General features: G+C 71.7%; 3 protein-coding genes. 2 read left to right on the top strand and 1 reads right to left on the bottom strand.

What is annotated here, in order from left to right:
- On the bottom strand, positions 1-493 hold a 493-nt coding region (locus AC1DY2_RS18885), incomplete at its 3' end, for a fructose-bisphosphatase class II (protein WP_476763809.1).
- 126 nt (positions 494-619) lie between these two features.
- Between AC1DY2_RS18885 and fbaA the strand changes: the two genes are divergently transcribed.
- Positions 620-1648 carry a class II fructose-bisphosphate aldolase gene (fbaA, locus tag AC1DY2_RS18880; protein WP_476763808.1) on the top strand — a complete coding sequence of 343 codons (1029 nt, stop codon included), beginning with the start codon at positions 620-622 and terminating at the stop codon, positions 1646-1648.
- 7 nt (positions 1649-1655) lie between these two features.
- On the top strand, positions 1656-2256 hold a 601-nt coding region (locus AC1DY2_RS18875), incomplete at its 3' end, for a DUF6264 family protein (protein ID WP_476763807.1).

Below are 2256 nucleotides of genomic sequence, written 5' to 3'. Positions count from 1 at the left end.
TTTGTTTGGGGGTGGTGGGTGTTGTTGTGTGTGTTTGTGGTGGGGTGGGTGTGTTGTGTTTTTGTGTGTGGGTGTGGGGGGGGTGGGGGGGGGCGTGCACGAGCTTGTCGAGGTAGTACGCAGGCCCGAGGTCGAGGAACGATCCGGTCGGCGCGACCGCGAGGATCGCCATGGCACCGGGCCGGCCGGCCGCCGCCAGGCGGGTGCCGTCGACCGGGTCGACGACGAGGTCCAGCTCAGGTCCGCCGCCCGTGCCGAAGCGCTCGCCCGGCTCGAGCATGGGCGCCCCGTCCTTCTCGCCCTCAYCGGCGACCACGCGCAGCGCCGCCGGCACCGTGGCGAGCGCCACGCGCAGGGCGTCGACCGCGGCCGCGTCGACGGCGTCGGCGTCACCGGATCCCACGAGCGGGACCGCCGCGTCGGCGGCCGCCCGAACGGCGGCGGCGAGCGCCGCGCGGAGCTGCGGAGGGAAGACGGTGGTGTCGTCATGCATCGGGCCATCCTCCCCCATCGCCGACCGCCCGGACGACGCGCGGCCGCGGCGTCCGCGACTCATGAGCACTCCTCGCCACCTCGCTAGACTCGGACGCGAACCCTGACGTGACCTCGAAGGAGCACCATGCCCATCGCAACCCCGGAGCAGTACGCCGAGATGCTCGACACCGCCAAGGCGAAGGGCTTCGCCTTCCCGGCGTTCAACGTCTCCTCCTCGCAGACGCTGAACGCCGTGCTGCAGGGCCTCACCGAGGCGGGCTCCGACGGCATCATCCAGGTCACCACGGGCGGCGCCGACTACTTCGCCGGTCACACGGTCAAGGCCCGCGCCACCGGCGCCCTCGCGTTCGCGAAGTTCGCCCACGAGGTGGCGAAGTCCTACCCGATCACGGTCGCCCTGCACACCGACCACTGTCCGAAGAACGCGCTCGACGACTTCGTGTACCCGCTCATCGCCGCCTCCGAGGAGGAGGTCAAGGCGGGCCGCAACCCCATCTTCCAGTCGCACATGTGGGACGGCTCGGCCGTGCCCCTCGACGAGAACCTCGAGATCGCCAAGCAGATCCTCCCCCGCATGAAGGCGATCAACGCGATCCTCGAGGTCGAGATCGGCGTCGTCGGCGGCGAGGAGGACGGCGTCAGCCACGACATCAACGAGCACCTCTACACGACCCTCGACGACGCCATCGCGACCGTCGAGGCGCTCGGCCTCGGCGAGCAGGGCCGCTACATGGCCGCCCTCACGTTCGGCAATGTGCACGGCGTCTACGCGCCCGGCAACGTGAAGCTCAAGCCCGAGCTCCTCAAGGAGATCCAGGACGGCCTCGCCGCCAAGTACGGCACCGGCCCGAAGCCCCTCGACCTCGTCTTCCACGGCGGCTCCGGCTCGACCGACGAGGAGATCGCCACCGCGGTCGCCAACGGCGTCGTGAAGATGAACATCGACACCGACACGCAGTACGCCTTCACGCGCTCCGTTGCCGGCTACATGTTCTCCAACTACGAGGGCGTGCTCAAGGTCGACGGCTCCGTCGGCAACAAGAAGCTCTACGACCCGCGTGCCTGGGGCAAGGTCGCCGAGTCGGCGATGGCCGCGCGCGTCGGTGAGTCCACGAGGCAGCTCGGCTCCGCCGGGCAGTCGATCAGCGCCTAGGTTCCGGATGCCGGAAGAGCACGCCGCGGGCACCCCCGACGAGTCGGCCCCCAGGTCGACCCCCGGGGGCGTTCCCACGCCCCCGCCCGCACCGCGCGACGAGCGGCCGCGCCCGCAGTACGGGGAGTACGCGCCCGAAGGCTGGACGTGGACTCCGCCGCCCGGCGAGACCACGTCCGACCCGGCACCGCAGATGACGGCCCCGCCCGCTCCGCGGGTGCCCCACACGCCGTCGGCGCACGCCGTCGCCGCGGCATCCGCTCGCGAGCACCGCCCGCCGCGCCCGGCCGACCGCGCCGTGACGATCCTGCTGCTCGTCATCGGCGTGCTGGGCGCCTGGCTGTCGGTCGGCGTGCTGCAGGCGCTGCCCCAGTCGCTGCAGCTCCTCCACACGCAGGAGGGCATCGATCCCTACACGCCCGGGCCCGAGATCCCGGGGCTCATCCTCATCGGCTCGATCGTGCAGGTGGTCATCTGGGTGGTCGCCGCGGTCGGGTCGGTCGCGCTCATCCGCGCCCGCCGCCCGTCGTTCTGGCTGCCGCTGGCCGCGGGGGTGCTCGCGGCCATCGCCCTGTTCGTATGCACCGCGATCGCCCTGAGCGGCGACC

The organism is Agromyces sp. P1_H4, assembly GCF_056405255.1.
This window is presented reverse-complemented; position numbering and strand designations above follow the sequence as displayed.

What these genes read in the sequence shown, in the direction of transcription:
- fbaA (WP_476763808.1), top strand. Translation starts at nt 620, where the DNA reads ATGCCCATCGCAACCCCGGAGCAGTACGCCGAGATGCTCGACACCGCC.